General features: G+C 67.8%; 20 protein-coding genes. 15 read left to right on the top strand and 5 right to left on the bottom strand.

The window, feature by feature from the left end:
- Nucleotides 1-205: 205 nt before the first annotated feature.
- From C461_RS00170 to C461_RS00130, 9 genes are all read left to right on the top strand, one after another.
- The gene (locus C461_RS00170) at nucleotides 206-778 is read left to right on the top strand and encodes an acyltransferase (RefSeq protein ID WP_007997554.1); all 573 of its coding nucleotides are present in this window, start codon (nucleotides 206-208) and stop codon (nucleotides 776-778) included.
- Complete coding sequence (locus C461_RS00165) at nucleotides 775-1,896, top strand: DegT/DnrJ/EryC1/StrS family aminotransferase (RefSeq protein WP_007997552.1); 1,122 nt, start codon at nucleotides 775-777, stop codon at nucleotides 1,894-1,896. Before C461_RS00170 ends, C461_RS00165 begins: the two co-directional genes overlap by 4 nt.
- Nucleotides 1,893-2,870: a Gfo/Idh/MocA family protein gene (locus C461_RS00160; RefSeq protein WP_007997550.1), complete on the top strand. Its 978-nt coding sequence runs from the start codon at nucleotides 1,893-1,895 to the stop codon at nucleotides 2,868-2,870. The genes C461_RS00165 and C461_RS00160 overlap by 4 nt, the downstream gene beginning before the upstream one ends.
- Complete coding sequence (locus C461_RS00155; protein ID WP_007997548.1) at nucleotides 2,867-4,213, top strand: nucleotide sugar dehydrogenase; 1,347 nt, start codon at nucleotides 2,867-2,869, stop codon at nucleotides 4,211-4,213. Before C461_RS00160 ends, C461_RS00155 begins: the two co-directional genes overlap by 4 nt.
- Nucleotides 4,210-4,992: a hypothetical protein gene (locus C461_RS00150; protein ID WP_007997546.1), complete on the top strand. Its 783-nt coding sequence runs from the start codon at nucleotides 4,210-4,212 to the stop codon at nucleotides 4,990-4,992. Before C461_RS00155 ends, C461_RS00150 begins: the two co-directional genes overlap by 4 nt.
- Nucleotides 4,989-6,557 (top strand): alkaline phosphatase family protein, encoded by a 1,569-nt coding sequence (locus C461_RS00145; RefSeq protein ID WP_007997544.1) that lies wholly within the window; start codon nucleotides 4,989-4,991, stop codon nucleotides 6,555-6,557. The genes C461_RS00150 and C461_RS00145 overlap by 4 nt, the downstream gene beginning before the upstream one ends.
- The gene (locus C461_RS00140) at nucleotides 6,557-7,588 is read left to right on the top strand and encodes a DUF354 domain-containing protein (RefSeq protein WP_007997542.1); all 1,032 of its coding nucleotides are present in this window, start codon (nucleotides 6,557-6,559) and stop codon (nucleotides 7,586-7,588) included. The genes C461_RS00145 and C461_RS00140 overlap by 1 nt, the downstream gene beginning before the upstream one ends.
- Entirely contained in the window at nucleotides 7,585-8,520 is a 936-nt protein-coding gene (locus C461_RS00135) for a polysaccharide deacetylase family protein (RefSeq protein WP_007997540.1), read from the top strand. Before C461_RS00140 ends, C461_RS00135 begins: the two co-directional genes overlap by 4 nt.
- Before the next feature lie 94 nt (nucleotides 8,521-8,614).
- Complete coding sequence (locus C461_RS00130) at nucleotides 8,615-9,859, top strand: carboxylate--amine ligase (protein ID WP_007997538.1); 1,245 nt, start codon at nucleotides 8,615-8,617, stop codon at nucleotides 9,857-9,859.
- A 141-nt stretch (nucleotides 9,860-10,000) separates the two neighbouring features.
- Here C461_RS00130 and C461_RS00125 read toward each other — a convergent pair whose 3' ends face one another.
- A complete protein-coding gene (locus tag C461_RS00125) occupies nucleotides 10,001-10,681 on the bottom strand; it encodes an acyltransferase (RefSeq protein WP_152418269.1) in 681 nt (226 codons plus the stop codon).
- A 127-nt stretch (nucleotides 10,682-10,808) separates the two neighbouring features.
- Between C461_RS00125 and C461_RS00120 the strand changes: the two genes are divergently transcribed.
- The 6 genes from C461_RS00120 (at nucleotide 10,809) to C461_RS00095 (ending at nucleotide 18,496) form a co-directional block, all read left to right on the top strand.
- The gene (locus tag C461_RS00120; protein ID WP_007997535.1) at nucleotides 10,809-11,822 is read left to right on the top strand and encodes a GNAT family N-acetyltransferase; all 1,014 of its coding nucleotides are present in this window, start codon (nucleotides 10,809-10,811) and stop codon (nucleotides 11,820-11,822) included.
- Nucleotides 11,823-11,825: 3 nt separating this feature from the next.
- The gene (locus C461_RS00115; RefSeq protein WP_007997533.1) at nucleotides 11,826-12,761 is read left to right on the top strand and encodes a glycosyltransferase family 4 protein; all 936 of its coding nucleotides are present in this window, start codon (nucleotides 11,826-11,828) and stop codon (nucleotides 12,759-12,761) included.
- A 187-nt stretch (nucleotides 12,762-12,948) separates the two neighbouring features.
- Nucleotides 12,949-14,994, top strand: a complete 2,046-nt coding sequence (locus C461_RS00110; RefSeq protein WP_007997531.1) for a hypothetical protein — start codon at nucleotides 12,949-12,951, stop codon at nucleotides 14,992-14,994.
- Nucleotides 14,995-16,464 (top strand): flippase, encoded by a 1,470-nt coding sequence (locus C461_RS00105; RefSeq protein WP_007997528.1) that lies wholly within the window; start codon nucleotides 14,995-14,997, stop codon nucleotides 16,462-16,464.
- 43 nt (nucleotides 16,465-16,507) lie between these two features.
- Complete coding sequence (locus tag C461_RS00100) at nucleotides 16,508-17,467, top strand: NAD-dependent epimerase/dehydratase family protein (protein WP_007997527.1); 960 nt, start codon at nucleotides 16,508-16,510, stop codon at nucleotides 17,465-17,467.
- Nucleotides 17,468-17,572: 105 nt separating this feature from the next.
- Nucleotides 17,573-18,496: a polysaccharide deacetylase family protein gene (locus C461_RS00095; protein WP_007997525.1), complete on the top strand. Its 924-nt coding sequence runs from the start codon at nucleotides 17,573-17,575 to the stop codon at nucleotides 18,494-18,496.
- Between the two features lie 66 nt (nucleotides 18,497-18,562).
- On the opposite strand, the gene C461_RS00090 is transcribed toward C461_RS00095, so the two are convergent.
- From C461_RS00090 to C461_RS00075, 4 genes are all read right to left on the bottom strand, one after another.
- Complete coding sequence (locus C461_RS00090) at nucleotides 18,563-19,384, bottom strand: hypothetical protein (RefSeq protein ID WP_007997523.1); 822 nt, start codon at nucleotides 19,382-19,384, stop codon at nucleotides 18,563-18,565.
- A gap of 8 nt (nucleotides 19,385-19,392) precedes the next feature.
- Nucleotides 19,393-20,517 (bottom strand): Gfo/Idh/MocA family protein, encoded by a 1,125-nt coding sequence (locus C461_RS00085; protein WP_007997522.1) that lies wholly within the window; start codon nucleotides 20,515-20,517, stop codon nucleotides 19,393-19,395.
- A gap of 88 nt (nucleotides 20,518-20,605) precedes the next feature.
- Complete coding sequence (locus tag C461_RS00080; RefSeq protein WP_007997520.1) at nucleotides 20,606-21,169, bottom strand: metal-dependent hydrolase; 564 nt, start codon at nucleotides 21,167-21,169, stop codon at nucleotides 20,606-20,608.
- Between the two features lies 1 nt (nucleotide 21,170).
- Entirely contained in the window at nucleotides 21,171-22,196 is a 1,026-nt protein-coding gene (locus C461_RS00075; protein WP_049906115.1) for a DUF1616 domain-containing protein, read from the bottom strand.
- Nucleotides 22,197-22,251 lie beyond the last annotated feature (55 nt).

Genomic DNA, 22,251 nt, shown 5'->3' with positions numbered 1-22,251 from the left:
TCGGGGGTGTCCCGCGTTGTCAACCGACGCCTAACCGCTGGACATCCCGTCTATAACAATAGGCAAACGTCGGAATCACACGGTAACCGCCGCCGCAGGGCGGTGTCAACGTACCAGATATGGATTTACTACACGCTGCTGTTAGGACGCGACTCGTCGAACGGCCACCGGAAACCGCCGCCGAGTCAACTCGAGGTGTTCGGCCGTGACAGAAGTCGGAGAGCGCCCGTCCGGGATCGAAGAGGACGCCACGCTCCGCGAGCGGGACGGACGCACCCCGACGTTCGGCCGAGACCCGACGGTCCGCGAAGGGACCGTCGTGTACGCGGACGTCGAAGTCGGAGACCGATTCTCGACCGGCCACCACGCGGTGGTCCGCGAGGGAACGCGGGCCGGCGACGACGTGCTCGTCGGGACCAACGCCGTCGTCGACGGGGCCTGTACGCTCGGCGATGAAGTCAGCCTCCAGACGGGCGCGTACCTCCCGCGGAACACGACGCTCGGCGACCGGGTGTTCGTGGGACCGCACGCCGTGCTGACGAACGACCCGGCGCCGCTGCGCCGCGAGACGACCCTCGACGGGCCGACGCTGGAAGCCGACGTGTCCGTCGGCGCGAACGCGACGATTCTGCCCGGCGTGACCGTCGGGGAAGGGGCGTTCGTCGCCGCGAACGCGGTCGTCACCGAGGACGTGCCGCCGGAGACGCTGGCGATCGGCGCGCCCGCGAGACACGAGCAACTCCCCGAGGACCTCGACGGAGGGAATAACCGGCGGTGATCCCCATCGCAGACCCCGACGTGGGACCGACGGCCCGCAAGCGCGTGGAATCGGTGCTCGACCGCGGACAGCTCGCCGACGGCGAGGAGGTGCGTCGGTTCGAAGCGGAGTTCGCGACGTTCTGCGGAACCGACCACGCCGTCGCGACCACGAACGGCACCACCGCGCTGCACGCCGGCTTCGAAGCGCTCGGCGTCGGCGACGGCGACGCCGTCGTGACGACGCCGTTCTCGTTCGTCGCGAGCGCGAACGCGATCAAACACGCCGGTGCGACGCCCGTGTTCGCGGACGTCGACCCCGAGACGCTCACGCTCGACCCGGCCGCCGTCGAGGCGGTCCTCGAGGAGCGGGACGACGTCGCGGCGGTGCTCGCGGTCCACCTCTACGGAACGCCCGCGGAGATGGACCGGCTCGGATCGATCGCGGACGAGCACGACGTGGCCCTCGTCGAGGACGCGGCGCAGGCGCACGGCGCGGAGTACCACGGCGAGCGCGTCGGGTCGATCGGCGATCTCGCGTGCTTCTCGTTTTATCCGACGAAGAACATGACCTCCGGCGAGGGCGGGATGATCACGACCGACGACCCGGAGATAGCGGAGCGGGCGGCCCGGTTCTGCGACCACGGACGGACGGGCAAGTACGAGCACGCGGAGGTCGGACACAACTTCCGGATGACGAGCCTCTGTGCCGCGATCGGTCGCTCGCAGCTCGAACGGCTCCCGACGTTTAACCTCGCCCGGCGGGGTAACGCCGCCTACCTCGATGAGCGGCTGCGCGGGACGAGCGTCGAAACGCCGGTCGAGCCGGTCGGCGTGCAGTCCGTCTACCACCAGTACACGGTCCGGTCGACGGAACGCGACGCACTCCGGCGACACCTCGATGCGAACGGCGTCGGGGCCGCGGTGTACTACCCGACGCCGATCCATCTCCAGCCCGCCTACGACGGTACCGTCGGGGAGTTCCCGGTCGCCGAACGGGCGGCCGATCGGGTCCTCTCGATCCCGGTTCACCCCGGGCTCTCGACCGAGGACCTGCAGACGATCGGCGCGGCCGTCGAATCGTTCGATCGCACCGAGCACGCCGCCGGCGCGGCCGAAGCCGAGCGGCAGAACACATGACTGTGAACGACGAACCGCTCCGAGCCGGCGTCATCGGCGTCGGGAGCATGGGCCGGAATCACGCCCGGGTCTACGGCGAACTGCCGAACACCGAACTCGCGGGCGTGGCTGACCTCGACGTGAGCGCGGCCGAGCGCGTCGCCGAGGAGTTCGACACCGCCGCGTCGGACCCCGACACGCTGCTCGAATCGGTCGATATCGTCTCCGTCGCCGTGCCGACGCCCGCGCACGCGCCAGTGGTCGAAGACTGCCTCGACGCCGGCGTGCACGCGCTCGTCGAAAAGCCATTTGTCACCGACCTCGCGGTGGGACGCGACCTCGCCTCGCGCGCACGAGAACTCGGGATCACTATCCAGGTCGGACACGTCGAGCGGTTCAACCCCGCAGTCAGAACGCTGACGCGGATCGTCGACAACCTCGACATCATCGCCATCGACGCGCGGCGCGTCGGCCCACCGGTCGAGCGCGACCGCCGGACCGACGTCGTCTTCGATCTGATGATCCACGACCTGGACATCGCCGCCTCGCTCGTCGACGGAGACGCGAGGTCGATCACGGCCTCGGCGACCGCCGACGGCGACTACGCGACCGCCCGCGTCGACTTCGACGGCGTCCTGGCGACGTTCGCCGCGAGCCGCGTGACCCAACGGAAGGTCCGCAAGCTCGGGATCACGGCCCGAGACTGCCGGGTCGTCGTCGACTACATCGAGCAGTCGGTCGAGATCCACCGGAGCGCGACGCCCGCGTACGTGGAGGAGAACGGCGACCTGCGCCACAGCACCGAAAGCGTCGTCGAGCGGCCGATGGTCGAGAGCGGAGAGCCGTTAAAAGCAGAGCTTCGCTCGTTCGCCGACGCCGTCCGGAACGGAGAGCCGCCCGTGGTGACGGCCGAGGACGGCCTCCGATCGGTCGAGCTGTCACACAACGTGCTGGCCGCCGCGACCGACGGCCAGCTCACGGAGGTGACGCGATGAGCCAGTTCCTCGAACCGAACGACCGCTCCGCGGAGCGTCAAGCGGCGTTCGAGAGCGGCGACGTCCCGGTCGCCGTCTACGGCTTGGGGAAGATGGGGCTTCCGCTCGCCGCGGTCTACGCCGAGGTCACCGGGAACGTGACCGGCGTCGACATCGACGAATCGGTGGTCGAGCGGATTCGGAACGGGGAGTGCCCCGTGGAACGAGAGCCCGGCCTGCCGGAGCTCGTCTCCGAGCTCGTCGAGGAGGGCGCGCTCACGGCGAGCAGCGACCCCACCGCCGCCGCCGCGGACGCGGCGGTCCACGTCGTCATCGTGCCGACGCTCGTCGACGCGGACAATCAGCCGGACCTCTCGGCGGTCCGGTCCGTGGTGACCGACATCGCGCAGGGGCTCGATCCCGGCGATCTGCTCATCGTGGAGTCCACGCTCCCGCCGGGAACGACCGAAAACGTCCTATGGCCGCTGGTCACGGAGGAGAGCGGACTCAACCCGGACGCGTTCGGGATCGCGTTCTGTCCGGAGCGGACCTCCAGCGGGCGCGCGCTGCAGGACATCAGAGGGACCCACCCGAAGATCGTCGGCGGAGCCACGCGGGAGAGCACCCAAGCCGCGGCCGACATCTACGGAACGTTAGTCGACAACGACATCGTCACCGTCGCGGACGCGACGACCGCGGAGATGGTCAAGGTGTTCGAGGGGCTCTACCGCGACGTGAACATCGCGCTCGCGAACGAACTCGCTCGCTTCGCGGACGAGCTCGACCGCGACGTGCGGGAGGCGATCGCGGCCGCCAACACTCAGCCGTACTGTGACCTTCACATTCCCGGCCCGGGCGTCGGCGGGCACTGTATCCCGTACTACCCGTACTTCGTCATCAACTGGCTGACGACGGACGCGCCGCTGCTCGAGACGTCGCGCTCCATCAACGACGCGATGCCGGGATTCGTCGCCGACAAGGCGCTCGAAGGGCTCGCGGCGAAGGAGGTCGACGCCGACGACGCGACCGCGCTGGTGTTGGGCCTGACGTACCGCGCCGGCGTTCGGGAGACCAGAGCGAGCCCCGCCTACGGCGTCTGCGAGCGGCTCTCCGACGCCGGCGTCGACGTGCTCGCGACTGACCCGCTCGTCAGCGCCGATGGATTCGACGCGACGGACGTGCCGCTCACCGAGGCGTTCGACAGCGATCTCGATGCGGTCGTCCTCGTCACCGCCCACGAGGAGTTCGACGCCATCGACTGGGACTCGTTCGACGAGCCCTTGGTCGTCGTCGACGGCCGCGACGCGCTGGAACTGTCGGGGACCGACCACCTCGTCTACACGGTCGGACGGGGGTACGAGTGACGGACGGTTTCACGTTCGGCGACTACGACCGGCTCCTCGACGCCGTCACCGAGTCGGGGTACGACGCGCTCACCGTCCGCGAGTACCTCGCGGCCGACGAGCTACCGCCGCGGTTCGTCGTGCTCAGACACGACGTGGACCGGAAAGCCGAGAACGCGGCCAAGATGGCGGAAGCCGAGGCTGAAGAAGGGGTCGCCTCCACGTACTACTTCCGGACATCGACGTTCGATCCGGATCTCGCGCGGTGGATCGAGTCGCTGGGCCACGAAGTGGGCTACCACTACGAGGACTACGTCCGGTCCGGCGGCGAGCTCCGCGCGGCGCATCGCCGGTTCCGTTCGAACCTCGACGACCTCCGGGAGACCGTCGACGTCGACACCGTCTGCATGCACGGGAACCCGCTCTCGCCGCACGACAACCGAGACATGTGGACCGCGCCCGGTGCGCCGGGGTTCGAGGCGTACGACCTCCTCGGAGAGGCCTACCTCTCGATGGATTTCACGGACGTCACGTACTTTTCCGACACGGGGCGGACGTGGCGCGACGGTCCGTTGAAGATCAAAGACCACACCATGGGCGAGGGCTCGAAGGCGGTGACCGCCGACGCGACGGGGGACCTCGTCCGGCTCCTCCGGGAGGGCGAGGTCGACCGGTCGTGTATCCTCGCTCACCCGAACCGCTGGGCGGACTCGTACCCTGAGCTGCTCGCCGAGCGGTCCAAGGACGGCGCAGTGAACCTGATCAAACGCGGTATGCGGCTACTTCCGACCACACCATGACAACGCTCACAATCGGACTCGACGGGGCGAATTGGGACCTGATCGGCGACTGGCTCGACGAGGGCCGGCTGCCGAACCTGCAACGACTCATCGACGACGGCGTCGGCGGCGTCTCGGAGAGCTGTCTCCCGCCGCTGACCGTGCCGAACTGGAAGTGTTACGCGACCGGGAAGAACCCCGGGAAGCTCGACGTGTTCCGGTTCGACCGCATCGACACGAAGAACCGCGACCACGTGTTCCACGACGCGACCGATTTCAAGAGCGCGGAGCTGTGGGACTACCTCAACGAGGCGGGAATGACGGCCGGCGTGATCAACAAACCCTCGACGTACCCCCCGAAGGAGATCGACGGGTTCGTCGTCGCCGGTGGTCCCGACGCGTCCGAGACCGAGTACCGGTCCCTCGAACGGGGGTTCGCGACGCCGGACGACGTCGAGCGATTCCTTCGGGAAGAGCTCGACTACAGGGTGCATCCCTCCCCGATGATCTCGCCGACGGAGAAGGGAGAATCGGAGGTGCAGGGGGTGCTCGACCTCATCGACCTCCGGTTCGAGGCGGCCGAACGACTGCTCGACCGCGAGAATCCGGACTACCTCCACCTCACCATCTTCTACAGCATGGCGCTCCAGCACTACTTCTGGGACGAGGAGCCCGTGCGCCGCGCGTGGGAGCGGATCGACGAGAACCTCGGACGCTTCGTCGACGAGGGCCACGACATCCTCGTCATGTCCGATCACGGGACGTGGCACGTCGACACGGTGTTTTACATCAACACCTGGCTCGAACAGCAGGGGTACCTCACGACCACGGGCGGCGTCGACGACGCGTTACAGTCGCTCGGCGTCACTCGGGAGCGCGCCCTCTCCGTCGCCAAGCGGTTCGGCATGGTGGAGACGCTCAGTCGAGTCGTCCCGGAGCGCGTCCAGCAGGTCGTCCCGTGGAAGGAGGGCGTCAAGCACGAACGCATCCTCTCGATCATCGACTGGGACGAGACTCAAGCCGTCGCGAGCAATCAGGGACCGATCTACCTCACCAAAGATCCCGAAGACCCGGGGTACGAGGCGCTTCGCGACGAGCTGATCGAGGAGCTCGAAGCGCTCCGTCACCCGACGACCGGCGAGCCGATCGTGAAGGCGGTCCACCGCGGAGAGGAGTATTACGAGGGGCCGTACGCGGAGAACGCGCCGGATCTCCTCCTCGATCAGGGCCAGAACGTCCACACGAGCGACGCCGTCGGCCCCGACGACTGGCTCAGCGACTCCGGCGTCTGGGTCGGCGGCAACATGCCCGACGGGATCTTCCTGTTTTCGGGGCCGAGCTTCCGGTCGGCGGGACTGGACGAGCGCGCCGAGATCACCGACCTGATGCCGACGCTCCTGCACGCGATGGGCTCGCCCGTGCCCACCGACGTCGACGGTGACGTGCTCGACGTGTTCGACGCCGACTCGTCCCCCGGCGGCCGTCCGGTGGAGACGCGACAGCCGATCATCGACAACCGCGAGGAGGACGAGGTGGACGACCGCGAGGTCGAAGAACGGCTCGCCGACCTCGGCTACTTAGAGTAATGCGAGTCCTCGTCGACGTCAGCCACCCCGCACACGTCCACCTCTTCCGACACGCCATCGAGCAGCTTCGCGACGACGGCCACGAAGTCGGCGTCGTCTCCAGAGAAAAGGACGTGACGACGGAGTTACTCGACGCGTACGACGTGTCGCACGTCCCGATATCCCGGAAGAAGAGCGGGGCCGCCGCGCTGCCGAGAGAGTGGCTGTGGCGCGAGCTTCGGCTTCTCCGAACCGTCCGGTCGTTCGATCCCGACGTGATCGTGAGTCGGTTGAATCCGGCGGCCGCTCACGTCGGTCACCTGCTCGACGTGCCGAACGTCGTCTTCCACGACACGGAGGCCGCCGGGCTCTTGGACCGCGTTACGACCCCGTTCGCGACGGTCGTGTGTACTCCCGACGAGTTCGGCCGCGACGTGGGAGAGTCACAGCAGCGGTACGCCGGGTTCCACGAGCTCGCGTACCTCCATCCGGCGCGGTTCGAGGCGGACCCCGATCGGCTTCGAGAGGCGGGGGTCGAACCCGACGACCCGTACGCGGTCGTTCGGCTCGTCGGGATGGACGCCCACCACGACGCCGGAAAGCACGGGCTCTCCGAGAGCGCGGTCCGCTCGCTCGTCGACGGGCTCGGCACGCACGGTGACGTGTACGTCACCAGCGAGGAGCCGCTCCCCTCGGATCTGGCCGCACACGAGCCGCCGGTCGCCGCACACGAGATGCACCAGCTGCTCGCGTTCGCCGACGTGTACGCCGGTGACTCCGCGACCATGGCGACCGAGGCCGGCGTCCTCGGCACGCCGTCCGTCCGATACGACCCCATCGGCGCGGGAATGGGGAACTTCGCCGCCCTCGCGGAGTACGGGTTAGTCGTCTCGACGGACGACGAGGACGAGGCGGTCGAGCGCGCGCTGGCGCTAGCCGCCGACGGGGGCGCGAGCGCGCGCTGGCGGCGCCGGCGCCGGGAGCTGCTCGCGGACAAAATCGACGTCACCGCGTACCTCACCGAGGTCGTCACGGAGGTGGGAGACTCGTGACCCGATCGCGCCCGGACGTGGAAGACGCGTCGTTCGCGCTGCTGTTGACCCACGACGTCGACCGACCGTACAAGACGTACCAGTCGCTCTATTACGCGATCACGGGCGGCGGGTCGGCGTCTCGGAGTTATCACCTCTCGTCGCTGCTGTCCTCGACGAACCCGTACTGGCAGTTCGATCGGATCGCGTCGCTCGAAGACGAACTCGGCGTCCGATCCGCGTTCTATTTCCTCTCCGAACAGTCGCTCTTTCGGGACCGACCGCCGCGGGAGTGGGCGACCATGGAGGGATGGATGCTGTACGCGGGGCGGTACGATCTGGACGATCCCCGCATCCGAGAGCAGATCGAGCGGCTCGACGCCGAGGGCTGGGAGGTCGGACTCCACGGCTCGTACGAGTCCTACCGCGACGCCGACCGGCTGGCGGCCGAAAAGGCCGAGTTGGAGGCCGCGCTGGGCCACTCGGTGCAGGGCGGGCGACAACACCACCTGAACCTCGAAGTGCCGGAGACGTGGCGGCGGCACCGCGACCTCGGCCTCCGATACGACTCGAGTCTAGGGAGCAGTGACGAGTACGGCTTCCAGCACGGCCACGGCATCGTGCGACCCTTCGACGACGAGTTCGTCGTGTTTCCGCTGACCATCATGGAGCAGTCCCTCCCGGATCCGGGCGTGGACTTCGAAACGGCGTGGGACGCGTGTCTCGACGTGCTCCGCGAGGCGCGCGAGCAGACCGCGGTGGCGACCGTCCTCTGGCATCCGCGTCACTTCAGCAGCCGCGATTTCCCCGGACACACCAGACTGTACCGTCGGCTCATCGAACACGCCCTCGAGGCCGGCGCGTGGGTCGGCCCGCCCGGCGAGTTCTACGAGGAAGCCGGGCTCGAAGCGTCGAACGACGGGATCAAGGACCTAGGTCGCAATCGGCAGTAACCTCGGACCGGGGTGACGAGAACGGTCGGCTTACGCCGAGGCGGCCGGCGCTATCGACAAGCTAACTTTACAGATATAAACCAACTAGCTGGGCATGACGACCCACACCCACGGGTTAGACCCGCGGGTACTCGTGCTCGACGGCAACAGCCAGGCCTCGCTCAGCGTCGCCCGCTCTTTGAACGAGCGGGGCGTCACCATCGACGTGGGGGCAGTTAGGCGCGGATCGATTGGCGCGCACTCGCGACACGTGGACGCGTCGTTCGTCTATCCCGACCCGGCGACCGAACCGGAGGCGTTCATCGACGCGGTCGCCGCGCACCTAGCGGACGTCGAGTACGAGGCGGTCATCCCAACACGGGACGACACGACGACAATCGTCGCCGAGCAACAGGACCGGCTCGCGGCGACCGGAACGACCGTCGGCGTCGAAGACTGGGAGCGGTTCCGCCTCGTCGCCGATAAGGCTCGGACGTTCGAGATCGCGGCGGACCTCGACGTTCCGACGCCGGTCACCCGCGCGCCGGAGTCGCTCGCGGACGTGCGCGAGATCGCGGACGATCTCCCGTACCCGGTCGTCGTGAAGTCCCGGTCGAAACACGTCCAAGCGGAAGACGACAAGCTCGACACGCAGATCGTCGGCGACGATCACTACGCCGACTCCCCGGAAGCGCTCGTCGACACGTACCGCCAGCTGTTGGCGGAGAACGACTCGTTCCAACAGACGCCGCCCCTGATACAGGAGTACATCCCGGGGAAGACGACCACGACGGTGGGCGTCGCCGACGACGGGGAGTTCCTCACGCACTTCCAGGAGCGCCGGCTCCGAACCACGCCGGCCTCCGGCGGGAGCTCGACGCTCATTCGCGGGTTCCGGGACGAGCGGCTCTTCGAGCACGCGGCCGAGGTGGTCGACACCCTCGGGTGGACCGGTCCGATCCAGGTGGAGTTCATGTGGACCCCGGACGACGAGTTCGTGCTCATCGAGGTGAACGGCCGATACTGGGGTTCGACCCCGCTCGCGGTCGCGTCCGGCGTCGACGTCCCCGCGGTCCATTACGCGCTGCTCACGGGCGCGACCCCGCACACGCCGACCGGCTATCGAGACGACGTCGTCCAACAGCGACTGCTCTACGGCGACCTGAAGTGGCTCGACGAACAGCTCGAAAACGGCGAGTTCCGCGCGCTCGCACCGTTCGTCGCGGCGCTGATCACCGCCGATCAGGTCTTCGTCGACGTCGACGACCCCGGCCCGACGCTCGCGTCGGTCCGGCAGGCCGCGGCGCTCGCCGGCGAGGGGCTCATCGACGCGGCTCGCGAACGTATCGCCGGCTACTGAGCGGTCTATTGGCCCGACCGACCGGTGTGAGTCACGGAACTGCCACGAGAGCGACTGCCACTTAAAAGGTCACGAGCGGTGCCGCCCGGACGGTCGGGTGTGGTGCCGCCCGAACGGTCGGGTGTGCTGCCGCCCGAACGGTCACGAGGACCGGTCTGCGTGCAGATACGCTTCGGCGAGGGTCGCAGAGAGAACGTCTGCGTGTGCCGCCGCCAGCTCGCGTTTCTCCTCGTCGGTGAGGTACGATTTGAACTTCTGAACGCGCGCCGGCGTCCCGGCGGCGATCGCGTGCGGCGGGAGCGAGTCGGTGACGACCGCGTTCGCCCCGACGACGGTGTTGTCGCCGATCGACACGCCTTCGGTCAGAAACACGAACGCCCCGATCCAGCAGTCGTCGCCCACGATCGTGTCGCCCTCGGACACCGCGAGCGCGTCTTTCGGGCTCGTCGCGACGCTCATGTCCTGATCGAGAGCGCTCATGTCCTGATCGGCGGCCCAGTTTTTCGTGTAACAGAACACGAAGTGGCTCACCGCGGTGTTGTCACCGATCCGGACTCGCCGCCCGTCTTTCGCCTGGATCCGCGAGTGCCGGCCGATGTACGAGCCCGCGCCCAGGTCGATCGTGCCGTCCCCGTACATCGTAATTCCGGGGCCGTTGAACCGGAACTCGGGGTGGATGTCGTACCGCTCGCGGTACCGGTCGTATTCCCGTCGGTAGCGCGCCGACTCGAGGAGCCGGCCGAGCGAACCCGTGACACCGTTAAACAGGATCGCCTCCGTCACCGGATTCGACGCCAGGGCGCGCTCGATCCTCCGAATCACGTCGGTGCACACGACGCGGATCGGTATTGTTACGTACCTATTTCCCCGAATCGACGGCTTCGAAGCCGGCGCCGGGCGCAGATAGTCGGACGATAACAAAACGACACGGCCACCTCTCGACGGTGATATGGACCTCACGACGCTCTCGCTCGACGAATGGAGCGACGCGCTCCCATCGAGCGGGTTCGAAGTGTTTCACACCGCACCGGCGCTCGAGGTCGTCGACGACCACACGGACGCCGAGCTCCGGTTGTACGCCGGAAAGAAGGGAAACCAAGTCGTCGGGTTATACCCGGCGTTCGTCAAGAGCCGGGCGGTCGGAAAGGCTATCCTCTCACCGCCGCCCGGGCTATCGATCCCCCGGCTCGGGCCGCTGCTCATGCCCGCGAGTCCGAAGCGGCGCAAACGCGAACAGGTCAACGCCACGTTCACCGACCTGCTCATCGACGAGCTCGGCGTCAAAGACTCGCTCACGCTGTTCCGGACCACCTGCCCGACGGGGTTCACCGATCCCCGTCCGTTCGTGTGGTCGGACCTCTCGCTCGACACCTCGTTCACGTACTTACTGGACATCCCGGACCGGGATCCGACGGACGATCTGCTCGGCTCGTTCAGCAAGAGCCTCCGACGCGAGATCAGAGACGCGCGGAGCCTCGACGTGACCGTCACGAAATCGCCGACCGGCGGCGCCGACGAGGTCTTCGAGTCCGTTCGTGACCGGTACGAAGAACAGGACCGGGGATTCACTCTCACCCGAGAGTACGTCGACGACCTCACGACCGCTCTCGCGGCCGAGGACCGCTGTCGAACGTACGTCGTTCGCGGCCCCGACGGAGAGCACCTGTCGGGGATCATCGTCCTCTACTCCAACGACGCCGCGTACTACTGGCTCGGCGGCTCGCGCGAGACGTACGACGGAACCAGCGTCAACGGACTGATACACTGGAACGTCATCAAGGACATCGCCGACGGCGACCCGCTTCCCTCGGTCGGGGCGTACGATCTGATGGGAGCGAACACGGAGCGGATCTGTCGGTATAAAAGTAAGTTCGGGGCGTCGCTCGCGCCGTACTACACGCTCGAATCCGAGGGACGGAGCATGGACGCCGCGAAGGCGGCCTACCGGCTGGTGACGAAGTGAGCCATGCGGGTTCTCAACCTCGTTACGAACGACCAGTCCCGGTTCTTCCAACAGCAGGTGGAAGGCCTCGAAGCCGTCGGCGTCGAGTGCACGACGGTCGCCGTCCCGGGCTACCGCGACTACGACGGTGACAACGTCGACGGGCGGGGGCCGATCGACTACCTCCGGTTGTTACCCCCGACACTGCGGAGGTCCTTCGGCGAGTACGACCTGATCCACGCCAACTTCGGGCTCACCGCTCCCGCCGCGGTGCTCCAGCCGAATCTCCCCGTCGTCGTCTCGCTGTGGGGAACGGACCTCATGGGCAAGTACGGGTGGGTGAGCAAGATCTTCGCGGCCCGTGCCGATGAGGTGGTCGTGATGAGCGACGAGATGGCCGACGAGTTCGGCCGGCCGTGCCACGTGATCCCACACGGCGTCAATCTCGACCGGTTCGCCCCCCAGTCGACCGCCGAGGCGCGCCGTGACCTCGGGTGGGACGAGGGCGTTCACCAGGTCCTGTTTCCCTACCCGCCCGGGCGCGGGGTGAAGAACTATCCGCGCGCGGCGCGGGTCGTCGAGGCCGCGTCCGAAGCGCTCGACGGGGAGGTCCGCCTGCAGACGGTGTCCGGCGTGCCGCACGAGCGAATGCCGACGTACATGAACGCCGCCGACGCGCTGCTGCTCACCTCCGAGCGCGAGGGGTCCCCGAACTCGGTGAAAGAGGCGATGGCGTGTAACCTGCCGGTCGTCTCGACTGACGTCGGCGACGTCCGCGAACGCCTCTCCGGCGTCTCCCCTTCCGCCGTGTGCACCACGGACGACGGACTCACCGACGCTCTGGTCGACGTACTTGAGCGGGAAACGCGATCGAACGGGCGGGACGTCGTTCGCGAGGTCAGCGTCACCCGCACCCGCGATCGGCTCCACGCGGTGTACCAGCAGGTCTGTGGCGAGTGAGCCCGCGGCCGGTTAGCGGCCGGCTCGATCGGTCGGTTCAATCGACTGGTAGGCGGCGATTACTCCGAGCCGACGGCGGTGACCGCGGGCCGAGCACGCTCGGGAAACGCGACGACCACCGATACGCTGTTTATAACAAACCCCGACCGGCGTTCAGTGACGGCAACACCAACGAGGATCGCGTCTCATGTCAACTTCCTTCTCACGTCTCTCAAAGATCGGATCGGTCGTCGGACACCTCGCGTTGTTCGTCGCACTCGTCGCCGCCAACCGCAGCCCCGCGACCGGGTACGAGCTGTCGATGTATCGATCGACACCGGCGCTCGTCTGGCTCGGTCTCGGAATCGCGCTCGCGGTCGGCGTCGTGGTCGGGCTTACCGCCCCCCGCGACACCCGCCGCCACGACTCGGCGCTCCTGCTCATCGGCAGCGCGACGTTCGCGGTGGTCGCGATGCCGATCCTCCGCGGATACAGCTTCCTCGGCGGCGGCGATTCGCTCAGCCACGTCGGGTGGGCGCGCGAGATCAGCGCCGGGGTGCTCGCCCCCGATCAGCTGCTCTACCCCGGCATTCACACGGCGACGGTGTTCGTCGGAGAGGCGGCGGACATCTCGCTTCTCGCGGCGAATCTCTACGTGGTGTTGGTGGCGTTCCCGCTCGTCTTCCTGCTTTGCGTGCCGCTGATCGTCCAGCTTCTGGGACGCACTCCGCGGGCGTACGCGGTCGGGCTCCTCGGAGCCGGGCTGTTCGTGCCCATCAACAACATCTCCGTCCACTTCAACGCGCACGCCGCGAGTCAGGGGATACTCTACTCCGCGTTCATCTTTTACCTCGCGCTGCTCTACGTCATTCGGAATCCGGGAGAAGACGTGCCGATGCAGAAGCGAAAGCGGTCGTGGATCCCCCGTCTCGGGAACATGTCCGGGATCGGCATCCTGCTCGCCGGGGCGTCGCTCGCGCTGCTGTTCATCCATCCGCAACAGGCGCTCAACCTCGGGCTGTGTTTCGTCGCGATCACGGGAGCGCAAGTCGTGCTCCGTCGCTTCGGAGAGGACATGGCCGTACACCATCGGCTGCTTCACGTCCAGACCACCGTGCTCGTCGGCGCGTTCGCGCTGTGGGCGCCCCGGTTCGAGCGCGTACAGGGAGCCGTCGTTTCGACGGCGACCAGCATCTTGTCGACCGGCGGGACGAGCGGGGGCGTCGTCGCGGAGAAGTCGACGTCGCTCACCACCGTCGGCGGGAGCCTGCCGGAGCTGTTCATCAAGCTCTTTCTCGTCGCGGCGGTGTTCTCGCTGCTCGCGGGGCTCATCCTCACCATCGTCCCGTTCCGTCAGCTCCCGGATCCGGAGTCGAACACGCTGATCGTGTACCTCGGCGCGGGGCTCGTCCCCGTCTTCGCGGTGTTCCTCGTCGTCCTCGCGTCGGCGTCCGGCGACATGTATTTCCGGTACCAAGGGTTCATCATGGTCCCGGTGACGGCGCTCGGGGCGACGGCGCTCGCGTACGCGATCGACGGGAAGCGATCTGGGCGCCATCAACCCGCGGGCAGTATGCAGAGAACGGGCCACAGAGGGGTCGTGGACGGTGGCCGGGGGGTCGACCGCGACCGCATCACCTCCGCGACGGTGATCGTCATCGTGCTGCTGTTGGTGTTGCTCCCGGTCGGACTCGCCGTCTTCCACCCGTCGCCGTACGTGTACCAGCCGAACAAGCAAGTCACGGACGCGCAAGTGGGCGGGTACGCGTCCGCCTTCGAGTACCGCCAGCCGGGCATCCAGTTCGCCGCCGTCCGCGGCGGCCCGGAGCGGTACGTCGACCTCCATTACGGAACGGAGCACGCGCGGGAAACGCTCAACTTCCCCGGATATAAGGATCCGATACCGACGTCGGTGTTCGCGGCCGGGAACTACACCGACTACTACCAAGACGGTCGCTACGTGGCGATAACGCGGGGTGATCGGCTCCAAGAGGTCGGGCTCTACGACGGGCTCCGGTACGACGAGCCGGGATTCCGGGCGCTCGACGCGACGCCCGGCATGAACCGGGTGTTGAGCAACGACGAGCTGCAGATCCATTACGTGCCTCCGGAGGGCGACGGGGACCTGGACGAGGACGTGCCGCCGGGGGAGACGGGACCGGATCTGCCCGAGGCGAGCGGCTCGTCGCGGCAGGTCCAGCCGGGCGCGGAAGCGGGAGAAATCGTTGCACTGCAGGCCTCGGGGGGCCGATAAGTGTCTCTCGCGGACCGCCTCTCGAAGGGCGTGAAAGCGATTTTCGGGGCCGACATCCTGGACAAGGTCTCGAACGGGCTCCTCATCGTCCTGTTGACTCGGGTGCTCTTCACGCCCGAACAGTACGGGCAGTTGAACTTCGTGCTCGCCGCGTTGGGCGTGGTGACCATCTTCGCGACGCTCGGGCTCCCGAAGTCGGCGGCCCGGTACGTCACCGAGTTCTCGGAGACCGCACCGGGACAGGTCCCGTACGTGATCCGTCGGTCGCTCGTGTCGCTCGTCGTCCTGATCGGTGTCGTCGTGGCCGGGATACTCGTCTTGGGGGAGCCGATCGCTCGGCTCGCCGGAACGCCGTCGCTGATTCCGTTCATCTTTGTCGGCAGCTGTTACATCGCGGCTCACGGGTTCTCGAAGTACTTCAGCGCGCTCTTTCAGGGGTTCAACCGCGTCACGTGGACCGGCGTCCTGCGCGTCGTCACCGGCGTCAGTCGCCTCGTGTTCGTCGCGGTGTTCGTCATGCTCGGGTTCGGCGTTGCCGGTGCGCTCGCGGGGTACGTGGTCGCGACGCTCCTCGCCGCGGTCGTCGGCGCCGTCGTCGTCTACCGGCGGTTTTACACGTCGCTGCCGGAGGCTGAGGCGGCCGAACAGGACCTCACCAAGCGGCTCCTCGAATACAGCGTCCCGCTCACCGCGACGCGGGGAGCGAACGTGCTCGACAAGAAAGTCGACGCCCTGCTCGTCGGCGTGCTCATGAACGTGACCGCGGTCGGGTACTACACGATCGCCAAGCAGGTGTCGGACTTCGTCGCCTCGCCGGCCGCCGCGTTCGGGTTCACGATCTCGCCGGCGCTCGGCGAGGAGAAGTCGGGGAACCGCACCGACAGGGCCGCGAAGCTCTACCGGCGCTCGCTGGAGTACGTCCTGCTGTTGTACGTCCCGGCCGTCGCCGGGCTGATCCTCGTCGCGGACCCGATGGTGCGGCACGTCTTCGGTCCGGACTACCTGCCGGCCGTCCCCGTCGTGCAGGTGTTCAGCGGCTTCATCCTCGTGAACGCGGTCAACAAGGTGACCAGCGACGGGCTCGACTACCTCGGTCGAGCCCGTTCGCGGGCGATCATCAAGACGGCGATGGCCATCTCGAACTTCGTGTTGAACCTCATTCTCATCCCGGTGTTCGGCGTGGTCGGCGCGGCGGCGGCGTCCGTCGTCACGTACACCGTGTACACGCTTTCGAACGTCTACTTCATCGATCAGGAGCTCGGCGTCGACTTCAGGAGCGTGGGGCGCACGCTCGCGATCGTCTGTCTCATCACCGCCGGGATGAGCGCCGTCGTGGGCGTCGCGATCCCGTACGTGTCCGGGCTCGTCTCGCTCTTCGGAGCGATCGGGCTGGGGGTCGCCGTCTGGGGGGTGCTCGCCGTGCTCAGCGGAACCCTCGACGTCGACGAAGTCACCCGCTTCTTGGCGTGAAAAGCTGTCCATAACAAACCGCGTAACCGAGGAAGTCGCCGGTATGGATGAGTCCGATGCGGCGAGAGTCGATGCGGCCCCGATCCGCGATCAAACCGTCCTCGTCACGGGCGGTGCGGGATTCGTCGGCAGTCACCTAGCCGACGCGCTGGTCGAGCGCAACGACCTCCGCGTGATCGACGATCTGACGAACGGACGGCCGGAGAACGTCCCAGACGACGCGACGTTCATCGAGGGAGACATTCGCGACGACGACGCGCTCGCGGAGGCGATGGACGGCGTCGACGTCGTGTTTCACCAAGCGGGGCTCGTCAGCGTCCCGGCGTCGGTCGAGGACCCCGCGGAGAGCCAGGACCGGAACGCGGTCGCCACGCTCTCCGTACTGGAGCGCGCGAGAGAGAACGACGCGCGCGTCGTCCTCGCATCGAGCGTCGCCATCTACGGCGACCCCGAAGAGCTACCGGTCCGCGAAGACGATCCGAAGCGTCCGGACTCCCCGTACGGCGTCGACAAGCTCGCGATCGACCATTACGCGCGGCTGTATCACGAACACTACGGGCTCGACACGGTCGCGCTCCGGTACTTCAACGTGTACGGGCCGCGCCAGTCGGGCGGGAGTTACAGCGGCGTCATCGGAACGTTCGTCGATCAGGCGCGGTCCGGGCGGCCGATCACCGTCCACGGCGACGGCCAGCAGACCAGGGATTTCGTCCACGTCGCCGACGTGGTGCGCGCGAACCTCGCGGCCGCCGAGACCGACGCGGTCGGCCGCGGGTTCAACATCGGAACCGGAGAGAGCGTGACGATCCGCGAGTTGGCCGAGGAGATCCGTTCGATCGCGGGGGCCGACTCGGAGATCGTCCACACGGATCCGCGAGACGGGGACGTCGACCGGAGCCGCGCGGACATCTCGGCGGCACGTCGGCACCTCGAGTTCGATCCGCAGGTCTCGCTGCGCGAGGGGCTCCGCGACCTCGTCGGCGTCACGGAGGTCGAACAGTGACGTCGACTCCCGGCGAGTGGGTCAGTTGTCGGTCGGTCGGCACAGCGATCGACGCGGGGACCGGCAGCGCAACGGCGGCGCGGCGCTTCGACCGGGTGAGACTGCGTGGGTGAGGTCGTCATCTCGATCGACGCGGAGCTGGCGTGGGGGTATCACGACCTCGAGACGGTGCCCGATCGGATCGACGACGCACGAGAGGGATGGCAGTCGACGCTTCGCCTCTTGGAGAAACACGACGTGCCGGCGACGTGGGCGATCGTGGGGCACCTCTTTCTCGACGCGTGCGACGGCAGACACATGGGTCACCCGCTGGCCCCGACGTGGTTCTCGTGTGTGCCCGGGCTGGCCACGCCGCACGATGACTGGCACGCGCCGGACCTGATCGAGGCCGTGCAGTCGGCCGAGCAAGACCACGAGATCGGCTCGCACAACTTCTCGCACGTGGTGATGAACGGCGACGACGTCGACCGAGCGGTCGCGGACGCGGAGATAGCGGATTCGGTGGCCGCGGCAAGGCGATTCGGTATCGAACTGGAGAGCTTCGTGTATCCCCGGAACCGAGTCGCACACCGAGACGTCCTCGCGGAGCGCGGGTTCAGCTGTTACCGCGGCACCCGACCGCGACGGTGGTACGAAGACACGGCGGTCCGGCCGCTGATGAAGCTCGCGGACTGGTCGCCCGTGGGATTCGAGCCGCCGATCGTCACCCCGACGGTCGACGAGCACGGGCTCGTCAACGTGCCGGCGTCGCTCTACCTCTTCAGCTTCGAAGGGGCCGCCCGACGCGCGGCGAAGCGCCTCGGGTATCCGCCGGTCGTGTCCGTCGCGAAGCGCGGTATCGACGAGGCGGTCGAGGCCGACGGCGTGTTCCACATGTGGTTTCATCCGCACAACCTCTTGCAGCCCGACGGCACCGAACGGCTCGACGCCATCCTCGAACACCTCGATCGCCGGCGCGAGGAGACGGACCTGACGGTGCGGACGATGGGGGAGGTCGCGGACGACGTGCTGACCAGCCAAAATAAGTGAAGCGGGCGGCGGACAGAGCGTCCTCGTCAGACCGCTTCGTGCCGGTCACCGCTCGCCGGTCACCGGTCACCGCTCGCCGCGATCGAGCCCCACGAGGTCGGGATGGTCTCGATGGGCCTCCGGAATCGGTTCGCCGCGAACGTACGCATCTCGAATTGACTGCCAGCCCGGGTGCCGGCGGAGCACGCGAACCGGAACGCTGTCGAGGCCGAGGAGCTTCGCGATCGAGAGACGGTTGCGGCCGTCAGAGAAGAACAGCTCGCCGTCGCGGCCGATGTTCACGGCGATTTCGTTTTTGAGCCGTTCGGTCTTCAGTTCGTCTCGGTTCTCCGAGGGGCGTTCGCCCTTGATCGGGTCGGCCGCCTCCGACGACCGAAGCTGCTCCTGCGTTCGGTAGCCCTCAGTCCGGATGGTCTCGTACAGCCGGTCGAGACGCTCGCAGCGCTCGTCGAACTCCCGTTGCGTCCGGCACCCCCAGCGGGCGTGTCCGTCCTCGAGTTCGGCGACGATGCGGTCGTAGAACTCGGTCTCGCGCCACGGCACCCCGTCTTCGAAGTGCCGTTTGTACGCCCGGAACACGTCCATCTCCTCGAACCGGAGCGTCGGCCGGTCCCAGTCGCCGCCGACGACCGCGCCGGCGTGCCGGAACTTCGGGCCGCTGACGGGGACGACGCGTTCGAGCGTCGCGGGGTCGACCTCGATAAACCGGTAGGGGTCCGGCGGGACGGCGTACCGGAGGCTGTTCACGCCCCACCTGAGACGAACGTAGGCCCGCGCGTAGCCGTCTCGCGCCCGCAGAAGCATCGAGTTCCACTGCGGGTGGCGAGTCACGAGCCGGCGGCCGACGGTTCTGAGCGCGTCGTCGAGCGACGCCATCGCGTGGTTCATCGTCCCGCCTACTCGTCACCACCGACCGACGCCTCGACCGTACCGAACTCCTCCGGATCGCCGCGGCGGGCGGTGTCGCGGATCTCCTCCATCAGCAGGATCATCCACCGCGACTCGGACAGCGGAACCGGCATCCGCGACGGGTCCCCCGCTTCGAGCGCCCTCGACTCCGCGTCGTTCTGGTAGTAGTGCGCGTTCAGGAGGCGAAGCGTGTCCCAGTCGTCGTTCCGGGACCGGTTGAGGACGGCCCGTGCGTTCGCGATCGTTCCGGTGAATCGGTCCACGGCCTGGTCGACGTTGTTCAGCGCTCTCGTGGCGGCCGATCGCTTGTAGTCGCGGTCGTGCTCGATGAGCGTCTGTGAGAGCAGGTCGGCGGTCAGCGACTTCTTCGAGCCGTGGAGGATGAGCTCCCGCACGGGGCGCGTCCCGCCGAGCATCTTGGTCGTACAGAGCACCTCGTCGTCCGTGACGTACTGGATCTGCGCGCCGTCGTAATCGAACGAGCGCTCGTAGTCGCCGAAGAGCGCGGTGGTGGTGGCGAGCGACGATTCGCTTCGGGGATACCCGCCAGCACGGAGGGTGAGGTAGATCGGGTGCGGGATCCCCTCCTCGAACTCCCCGCCGGCGAGGTCGAAGTTCCACGGGCCGCGGTTCGGGTCGTCGGGACGGCTCGATCCCGTGTATATCACGTCGACGCCGCGGACCTCGCCGAGCTCGCCGTTCCGCTTCGCCTGCATGGCGCGACGGACGACCGGGTCGAAGGCGTGGTTGTGTTTCTCCGAGACGACGACGTCGTGGCGCTCGGCGAAGGCCGCGAGCTCCTCGAACTCCTCGTACGTCTCGGTGATCGGCTTTTCTATCTGGACCGGGATGCCCGCCTCGATCACGGTCTTCGCGATCGCGAGGTGCGTTTGGACCGGCGTACAGACGTGTACCCAGTCGAGGTCGAGTTCCGCGAGCATCTCTTCGACGTCGAAGAACGCCCGGATGCCGTACTCGGTCGCGATGTCGCGTGCGATGTCCTCGTCGAGATCGCAGATGGCGACGAGGTCGGTACGGGGATTGCGGTCGAGGCCGTCGAGGTGGACGCCGGAGACGGTGCCACCGCCGATGACGGCAGTTCGGAGTGTCATCGACGCGATATCCGACCGTCGGAGTATTTGTTATGGAGCGGTTATGGGGCGCGCGTGGCCACGACCCCGCCGAACTGCGGGGAGACCGTCACGGGCGAACGCGATCGGGAATCCCCGGCATGCCGTCGAGATACCAGACGGCGACCGCAGCGAGGACGAGTCCGATGTCGACAGCGAGGAAGAGCGCCCCTCGCGGGGTGGCCAGAAACGAGAGGAAATCGCCGAAGTACTCGACGACCCGACCGAACAGTCCCCCGGACCCGCCGTCGTGGACGTGGGCGGGAACGAACGGCCAGAGGAGAAACCTCACGCGGAGCTCCCCGCTGACGACGAGCGGATAGAGGACGTCTCCCGCGAGGTGACTGAGCGTCGCGATCGCGAACGCGACCGCGGCGCGGGGGTCCCTCGTTCGACGGCCGAGCGCCAGCACCACCACGAGCACTGGGACAACGACGAGCAGGGAGTGGCCCAGGGACCGGCCCGTGGGAAGCACGCCGAGCCCCCAGGCGAGCGGTTTGTCGACGAGGTCGGGGAGGAGCGCGCCGACCGCGATCACGACCGCCGCGACGTCGGTCGGGCGGTCCCGCCACGCGAGCCGATAGAAGCCGGAGACGATGAGGTACGCGAACGCGAGGTGTTCCCAGGGCCACATTCTACGGATCGCCACCGGTGAGCGATCCTGCACCGCCGCCGGCCGGTTCCACGTCGACCCAGAGGAAGAGCCGCTCGTCGGCGTCCGCCGCCGTCGGCGTGTCCGGCGCGTCGCCTTGGAACACGAGCACGCTGAGTCTGAGATCGTTCCCGGCGATCCCCGGCGCCGGGTCCAGACCGCGGGTCCGGGTCTCGCCGTCGGGGACCGATAGCGAGAACCGATCGAGCTCCTCGCGTTCGAGCACGTCGACCGATTCGCCGTCCTCTCGAACCCGTTCGACGACGACCACCGCGGTGTAATCGATCGGCCGATCCTCTCGGTTCTCGACGGACAGCGTGAGCGGGATCGACTCGCCGCGAGTGACGTCCGTCGTGTAGTTGCCCGCGACGAGCGAGTCCTCGCCCTCCGTGAGCAGCGCGGCCTCCGTGTACGACTCGCCGCGGTCCGGGGCGGCGAGACCGTACGCCAGCCCGCTCATCGCGAGCAGGACGGCGAGCGCGAGCGCGACGTTCAGCGCCGCGTCGACTCGGTGGTCGGGTTCGGTCACCGCCGCGCGACCCTCGGCTTCCCATCGGTCGACCGGCGGCGCGTACGCGTCCCCGTGAGGGAGCCGAAGCCGGCGGATCAGCCCGAGGAACGAACCGCCCGCCACGACGGCGAACAGCGTGAGAACGACGGTGTCGCTCGTGAGCGGGAATCCGAGTGCGGACAGGGATAACGCGAGGATCGGGAGCAGTCCGAGCGATGCGCCGACCGAGAGCGAGCACCGCTCGAACCACGCCAGTCCGGAGCCGCGCAGGCGGCCGGCGGTCAGCGACGGCCCGTCGACGCCGTCGGTCGCCGGAACGAGAACGGACAACAGCGCGTACCCCGGGAGGAATCCGACGAAGGGGGCCGCGACGGCGAGCCGGAGCGCGCCGGTCGCGACATCGGTGACGAGCACGAGGGCGGCGACGAGGGCGTATCCGGTCGTGAGGACCACATCGAGCGTGATTCGATGATCGAAGCGGTCGTCGGCGCCCATCATACTGGGCCCCGCGACGGCTCGTCGGGGCGATAGAACGTGCGGATCATACCAGAGA

This window comes from Halorubrum aidingense JCM 13560, from assembly GCF_000336995.1.
Classification (GTDB): Archaea; Halobacteriota; Halobacteria; order Halobacteriales; family Haloferacaceae; genus Halorubrum; species Halorubrum aidingense.
Note: the sequence above shows the minus strand (reverse complement) of the source record. Positions and strands in the feature narration are given on the sequence as shown.

Excerpts from the sequence above, each read along its gene's own strand:
- C461_RS00160 (WP_007997550.1), top strand. The coding sequence starts at position 1,893 with ATGACTGTGAACGACGAACCGCTCCGAGCCGGCGTCATCGGCGTCGGG.
- C461_RS00155 (WP_007997548.1), top strand. The coding sequence starts at position 2,867 with ATGAGCCAGTTCCTCGAACCGAACGACCGCTCCGCGGAGCGTCAAGCG.
- C461_RS00145 (WP_007997544.1), top strand. The coding sequence starts at position 4,989 with ATGACAACGCTCACAATCGGACTCGACGGGGCGAATTGGGACCTGATC.
- C461_RS00140 (WP_007997542.1), top strand. The coding sequence starts at position 6,557 with ATGCGAGTCCTCGTCGACGTCAGCCACCCCGCACACGTCCACCTCTTC.
- C461_RS00130 (WP_007997538.1), top strand. The coding sequence starts at position 8,615 with ATGACGACCCACACCCACGGGTTAGACCCGCGGGTACTCGTGCTCGAC.
- C461_RS00120 (WP_007997535.1), top strand. The coding sequence starts at position 10,809 with ATGGACCTCACGACGCTCTCGCTCGACGAATGGAGCGACGCGCTCCCA.
- C461_RS00115 (WP_007997533.1), top strand. The coding sequence starts at position 11,826 with ATGCGGGTTCTCAACCTCGTTACGAACGACCAGTCCCGGTTCTTCCAA.
- C461_RS00110 (WP_007997531.1), top strand. The coding sequence starts at position 12,949 with ATGTCAACTTCCTTCTCACGTCTCTCAAAGATCGGATCGGTCGTCGGA.
- C461_RS00100 (WP_007997527.1), top strand. The coding sequence starts at position 16,508 with ATGGATGAGTCCGATGCGGCGAGAGTCGATGCGGCCCCGATCCGCGAT.
- C461_RS00090 (WP_007997523.1), bottom strand. The coding sequence starts at position 19,384 with ATGAACCACGCGATGGCGTCGCTCGACGACGCGCTCAGAACCGTCGGC.
- C461_RS00085 (WP_007997522.1), bottom strand. The coding sequence starts at position 20,517 with ATGACACTCCGAACTGCCGTCATCGGCGGTGGCACCGTCTCCGGCGTC.
- C461_RS00080 (WP_007997520.1), bottom strand. The coding sequence starts at position 21,169 with ATGTGGCCCTGGGAACACCTCGCGTTCGCGTACCTCATCGTCTCCGGC.
- C461_RS00075 (WP_049906115.1), bottom strand. The coding sequence starts at position 22,196 with ATGATGGGCGCCGACGACCGCTTCGATCATCGAATCACGCTCGATGTG.